The 6021-nt window shown below is 63.4% G+C and carries 5 protein-coding genes; 3 read left to right on the forward strand and 2 right to left on the reverse strand.

What is annotated here, in order from left to right; genetic code table 11:
• Nucleotides 1–41: 41 nt before the first annotated feature.
• On the reverse strand, nt 42–1271 hold the full coding sequence (locus ACW7G0_RS13290; RefSeq protein ID WP_456990323.1) for a murein hydrolase activator EnvC family protein: 1230 nt from the start codon (nt 1269–1271) through the stop codon (nt 42–44).
• The gene (gpmI, locus tag ACW7G0_RS13295; protein WP_456990325.1) at nt 1271–2824 is read right to left on the reverse strand and encodes a 2,3-bisphosphoglycerate-independent phosphoglycerate mutase; all 1554 of its coding nucleotides are present in this window, start codon (nt 2822–2824) and stop codon (nt 1271–1273) included. Before gpmI ends, ACW7G0_RS13290 begins: the two co-directional genes overlap by 1 nt.
• 145 nt (nt 2825–2969) lie before the next feature.
• On the opposite strand from gpmI, the gene ACW7G0_RS13300 reads away from it, so the two are divergent.
• The 3 genes from ACW7G0_RS13300 to ACW7G0_RS13310 all read left to right on the forward strand — a co-directional run bounded on the left by ACW7G0_RS13300 (nt 2970) and on the right by ACW7G0_RS13310 (nt 5933).
• A complete protein-coding gene (locus ACW7G0_RS13300) occupies nt 2970–3626 on the forward strand; it encodes a hypothetical protein (protein ID WP_456990341.1) in 657 nt (218 codons plus the stop codon).
• A 119-nt stretch (nt 3627–3745) separates the two neighbouring features.
• The gene (locus tag ACW7G0_RS13305; RefSeq protein ID WP_456990327.1) at nt 3746–5485 is read left to right on the forward strand and encodes a M28 family metallopeptidase; all 1740 of its coding nucleotides are present in this window, start codon (nt 3746–3748) and stop codon (nt 5483–5485) included.
• Between the two features lie 49 nt (nt 5486–5534).
• Complete coding sequence (locus ACW7G0_RS13310) at nt 5535–5933, forward strand: MAPEG family protein (RefSeq protein ID WP_456990329.1); 399 nt, start codon at nt 5535–5537, stop codon at nt 5931–5933.
• Nucleotides 5934–6021 lie beyond the last annotated feature (88 nt).

Here is a 6021-nt window from a genome sequence, read left to right on the forward strand (position 1 = left end):
CGCCGGAATTTCGGGTAAAGCGATGCCGTCGGCAGGCTCGCTCAGCGCTTCAGCCAGGTAGATGGATTCACCGGATCCCCGTTACGGCGCAATTCGAAATACAGCGCCGGCCTGCCGTGCCCACCCGAGGTGCCGACGGTCGCGACCGGATCGCCACGACTGACGGTGTCGCCGGCATCGTGGAGTACGGCGTCATTGTGTGCGTACAGGCTCATGTAGCCATTGCCATGGTCGATAATCAGGATCAGGCCGAAGCCGCTCATCCATTCGGCGTACACCACGGTGCCTGCGGCCACCGCACTTACCGCGGTGCCCGCGCTGGCACCAATCAACAAACCCTGGCTTTCACGGCCGTCAGGCAACTTGGCGCCATAGCCAGCGATCAAGTTGCCCGTCAAAGGCCAGCCAACGCCGCCCACCTGGGGGCCTCCGGCGACGGGGGTTGGGGCTGGAGTGCTTGGCGCGGGCTGGCCGGTGCGCTTCGCCGCTTCGCGCGCTTCGCGTTCGGCCTTGGCCACTGCGGCGCGCCGGGCCGCCTCGGCACGTTCGGCCGCGGCACGCAGCTTCTTCAGTACCTGCTCCAGTCCCTGGGCATCACGCCCCAGTGCTTTCTCGCGACTGCGCTTGTCCTGGAAACGCTGGTCAAGCTCGGCCACCAGTTCCTTGCGCGCGCTGCGGTCCTTTTCCAGTTGTGCCAGTTGGCTGCGTTGGCGTTGCCTGGTCGTATCCAACTCGGTACGACGGGCGACGATCTCCCGCTCCAGTGCATCGACCTGCGCCAACTCACCCGACAGCGACTGGATCCGGGCAGCGCGGTCGCTCTGCAGGTAACGGTGGTAGGTCAACAGCCGGTTGGCATCAGCCACCCGGTCCTGAGCCAGCAGCAGTTTCAACGGTGCCGCATCCCCTTGCGCATAGGCCGCACGTATCAAACGGGCGAGTTCCTCGCGCCGGGTGTCCAGGTTCTCGTTCAGGGCATCCCGCTGAGCCTGTACCTCGTCCAGCTTGGCCTGGCTCGCAACCAGGTCGCGCTCGGTCTGGCGCAACTGGCGGCTGGACGCAGAGACCTGCTCGTCGGCCTGGCGCAGCTCACGGGTCGCCGCGCCGCGCTTGGATTCGATCTGGCGGCGCTCGCTCGCGACCGATTTGAGCTCCTTCTTGATCGTCTGCAGCTTGCGCTCGGTGTCACTGCTGCTTTGGGCGAACGTCGGCCCAGCCATCAGGTAGGCGACGGCAAAAACAACCCAGACGCTTGCGCGCGTGACTGGCATCAGCCGGACTGCCCGTCCAGCAGCAGGCTGCGGCCCGTCATCTCCCCCGGCTTGGGCAATCCCAGCAGGTCCAGCAGGGTCGGGGCGACATCGCGCAACGAGCCGCCGTCGCGCAACGAAGCCGGTCGTGGGCCGGCGTAGACCAGTGGCACCGGCCCCACCGTATGTGCGGTGTGCGGTTGCCCGGTCACCGGATCACGCATCATCTCCACGTTCCCATGGTCGGCGGTGACCACGATCGCACCACCGGCCTGCCGTACCGCGGCCAGGATCTCACCAATCGCAACGTCCACCGCTTCGACGGCTTTCACCGCCGCGACCAGATTGCCGCTATGTCCGACCATGTCCGGGTTGGCGATGTTGCAGATCGCGACATCGATATCGCCGGAGCGCAGCGCGGCGGTGAGGCCCTCGGTCACCTGCGGGCAACTCATCTCTGGTTGCAGGTCATACGTCGCGACTTTCGGGCTGGGCACCAGGATTCGCGTCTCGCCGGCGTAGGCATCTTCGCGGCCACCACTGAAGAAGAACGTCACGTGGGCGTACTTTTCCGTCTCGGCGATACGCAGCTGTCGCAAGCCGCTATCGGACAAGATCTCACCCAGGGTATGGCGCAGGTCATCCGGGGGGAACGCCACCTCGGCGGGCAACCTGGCGTCGTACTCGGTCAGGCACACGAAATCCGACAATGCGGGACGACGCGTATCGAAGCCGGTGAATGCCGGGGAGACGAACGCGGCCGCCAGCTGACGGGCACGGTCGGCACGGAAATTCATGAACACCACGGCATCGCCATCGACCATTGGCAGCGACTCGCCAATCACGGTCGGCCGGACAAATTCATCGTCCTCACCACGGCCGTAAGCCGCGTCCAACGCGGCCACTGCATTCCCTGCGCGTTGTTCAGCCCGCCCTTCGACCATTGCGTCCCATGCCTGGTGCAAACGGTCCCAACGCTGGTCCCGATCCATCGCGTAGTAGCGGCCCGTGACACTGGCGATACGAGCGTTGCCTGCCGACTCGCACGCCGATTGCAACGCTTCCAGGCTAGGTCGGGCCGAACGCGGCGGCATGTCGCGCCCATCCAGGAACGCATGCACGGCCACTTTTCCCACCCCTTCGCGTCGCGCCAGTTCAAGCATCGCGAAGATGTGCCGTTCGTGGCTATGCACGCCACCCGGCGACAGCAGCCCGAGCAGGTGCAAGGTGGAGTGGTTACGCTTTGCCGCGGCACAGGCGGCGCGCAGTTGCGGGTTGCCGAAGAAGCTTTCGTCCTCGATCGCCGCATCGATCCGGGTCAGGCTCTGGTACACGATGCGGCCGGCGCCCAGGTTCATGTGGCCCACCTCGGAATTTCCCATCTGCCCGTCCGGCAAACCGACGTGGCGACCCTCGGTATGGATCAACGTATGCGGACAGCTCGCGAGCAGCGCTTTCCAGTTGGGCAGGTTTGCTTGCGCAATCGCATTATCGGCGGGCTCCTCACGATGACCCCACCCATCCAGGATCAGCAACACGACGGGCCGGACGGCTGGCGCTTGGAGGATCGGCATGACGTTTATCTCGCTGACTCAGATGGGGTGGATTGTAGCGAAACGCCGTGCCAAGCTTCGTGCCGCAAGTGAACCGACACTCTATTTCCCCTTTTATACCGGGACTCAAGCCATGACCCGCAACCCAATCGCCCTCGCGCTGTCGATGACAATCTCACTCGCCCTGCTCGCCCCGGCCACGGCATTCGCCGACCAAGGCGACATGAGCAAGGTCAACGGCACGCTGCAGGTTCAACAAGGTGAGCGCGCCGGCGACCTGGACACGGTCAACGGGCAGATCAGCATCGGCGCCAAGGCAAGCACCGGCGAGGCGGGGACCGTCAATGGCAGCATCGATGTGGGTGATGGTGCGCAGGTCGGAGGCCTGTCGACGGTCAATGGCGATATCCGCACCGGCACGAACGTGCAGGTCGGCGAATCCGTGAACACGGTCAACGGTGAGATTTTCCTGGGCCGGGGCAGCAGCGTGCAGGGGGACGTCGGCACCGTCAACGGCGCAGTGGGCCTGGTCGATACCGATGTTTCCGGCGACATCGATATGGTCGGCGGCGACCTGACCGTCGGCGCGGGCTCGCACGTGCATGGAGGGATCCATTACCAGAAGCCAAACGTCGGCTGGTTCAGCTTCCGCAGCAATCGCAAACCAAGGATCGTGGTGGGCCCGAACGCCCGGGTTGACGGTCCGCTGGTGTTTGAACGTGAAGTGACGTTGCTGGTCCACGACAGCGCCCGCATCGGACCGGTCACCGGCGCCACCGCGACAAGCTACTCGGGAACCAGTGCACCACCGCGCGAGGATTAGCCCGGATATAGATACCGCGCAACGGCGTGGCGAGGTCGATACCCACTGGGGGCAGGCGGGTGGGGCACAGTTCTGGTACACGCGCTAGTATCGATGATACTGCCGCTTCTGGATGACCCATGTCCCGCATTCCCTTGTTGCCCGCCACTTCGCTGGTAGCCGCGGCCCTCGTGTTGGCCGCCTGCAATCCGTCCAATGATGCGGCAGATTCGCCGTCGCAGCCGGCAGCCACCGCTGCCAGCAACGCGAGCACATACACTTCCGACGCCAGCATCAATGCGGCCGATTTTGCCGAACGGGTCCGCATCCTGGCCTCCGATGAATTCGCCGGTCGAGCACCAGGCAGCCCCGGTGGCGAGAAGACCGTCAACTACCTCGAGACCGAATTCCAACGACTCGGGCTGCAGCCGGGCAACGGCGACAGCTACTTCCAGACTGTACCGATGGTGGAGACCACCGCCGACGAGTCAACCGTGATCCATCTGGATATCGACGGTGAGTCGCGTGACCTTCAGTTCGGCAGCGACATGGTTATCGGGACCCGTAGCGGCCAGACCGAGGTCGACATCAAGGACAGCAAGCTGGTGTTCGTCGGTTACGGTGTGAATGCGCCCGAGCTGGGTTGGAACGATTACGCCGGAGTCGACGTCAAGGGCAAAACGGTGGTGATGTTCGTGAACGACCCGGGCTTCCATGCCAATGATCCGGACTTGTTCGAAGGCAAGCGGATGACCTATTACGGTCGCTGGACCTACAAGTATGAAGAAGCGGCGCGGCAGGGTGCTGTGGCCGCATTGATCATTCACGATACCCGCGGCGCCTCGTATGGCTGGGACGTGGTCAAGAACTCCTGGTCCGGTGCCCAGTTCGATCTTGCTCCCGCAGACGATCCCGAGCCGCGCTTGCCGGCACAAGGCTGGATTACCGGCGAAGTCGCCCGCGAAGTGCTGGGCGAGCTCGGCCATGGCCTGGACGATCTGTACCGTGCGGCGAACAAGACTGGCTTCAAGGCGATCCCGCTGGATGCCTCGCTATCGCTTGACCTGGACAGCACCATCCGCGAAAAATCTTCACGCAATGTGATTGCACTGTTGCCCGGTGCGACCCGTCCCGACGAAGCGGTGGTTTATATGGCGCATTGGGATCATCTGGGTGACCACGGCGGCGAAGGCCACGACGACAGCGGCGCAGATAAAGACACGATCTACAACGGTGCGGTCGACAACGCCAGCGGCGTAGCCGGCATCCTGGGCATTGCGGAGAAGTTCGCCGCCCAGGAGCCCGCACCGGATCGCTCGCTGTTGTTCCTCGCGGTGACATTGGAGGAGTCCGGGTTGCTCGGCTCCAAGTATTACGTCGCTCATCCGAGTATTCCGCTGGACAAGACGGTTGCGGTCATCAATCTGGATGCGATGCCGATCTCCGGCCCTTCGCGCGACATGACCGTTGTCGGCTTCGGCAGCTCCGAGCTGGAGGATGTACTTGCCAGCGTCACCGACAAGCAGGGCCGCGTACTGCATGCCGAGGCCACTCCAGAGGACGGCTTCTACTTCCGTTCCGACCATTTCAACTTCGCCAAGGCCGGGGTTCCTGCGCTGTACGCCAAGGGCGGTACCGACCTGATCGACGGCGGCGTGGAAGCCGGGCAAAAGAGCGAGCTGGATTACCGTGATCAGCGTTACCACCAGCCGGCCGATGAATACGACCCCTCGTGGAACCTCGACGGCGTGATACAGGATTTGAAAGCACTGTATGGCGTCGGTGAGCAGCTGGCCAATAGTGACCAGTGGCCTGAGTGGTACCAGGGCAACGCATTCCGTAGCGCCCGCGAAAACATGATGACGCCAACGGTCGAGTAGCTATTGCCCTTTGGAAGAATCTCCAGTATTCCCCAAAAGGAGCGCATAGATGACTCTGACAACTGCATATTGGTGCGTGTTGGTGGCGGCCGTGCTGCCGTATGTTTGGACCATGGTCGCCAAAGGTAGCGGCGATGGATTCGATAACCGGGATCCGCGGGGCTGGCTGGCCAGGCAAGACAACCCACGATCGATCCGCGCCAACGCCGCCCAGCTCAATGCATTTGAGGCCTTCCCGCCGTTCGCGATCGCTGTAGTGCTGGCCCAGCTTTCTGCGGTGTCCCACGAAAACATCGCGTCGCTCGCGATCGCTTTCGTCATCGCACGTGTCCTGCACGGCGTATTTTATATAGCCAACCTGGACAAGCTGCGCAGTCTGGTCTGGGCTGTGGGGCTTCTTTGCGTGATCGCCTTGCTGGCGCAAGCGGCGTTGGGCATCGACCGCTAGATCCCCAAAAGAAGAAGGCCGGCCCCTAGTGGGGACCGGCCTTCGGTGTAAATGCTCAGCGATGACCTACTCTTGCATGGCTTAGGCC

It is taken from the genome of Lysobacter sp. A286, assembly GCF_054052105.1.

Bases quoted from the DNA above. Each gene is read 5' to 3' on its own strand.
- ACW7G0_RS13290 (WP_456990323.1), bottom strand. From the start codon at position 1,271: ATGCCAGTCACGCGCGCAAGCGTCTGGGTTGTTTTTGCCGTCGCCTAC.
- gpmI (WP_456990325.1), bottom strand. From the start codon at position 2,824: ATGCCGATCCTCCAAGCGCCAGCCGTCCGGCCCGTCGTGTTGCTGATC.
- ACW7G0_RS13300 (WP_456990341.1), top strand. From the start codon at position 2,970: ATGACAATCTCACTCGCCCTGCTCGCCCCGGCCACGGCATTCGCCGAC.
- ACW7G0_RS13305 (WP_456990327.1), top strand. From the start codon at position 3,746: ATGTCCCGCATTCCCTTGTTGCCCGCCACTTCGCTGGTAGCCGCGGCC.
- ACW7G0_RS13310 (WP_456990329.1), top strand. From the start codon at position 5,535: ATGACTCTGACAACTGCATATTGGTGCGTGTTGGTGGCGGCCGTGCTG.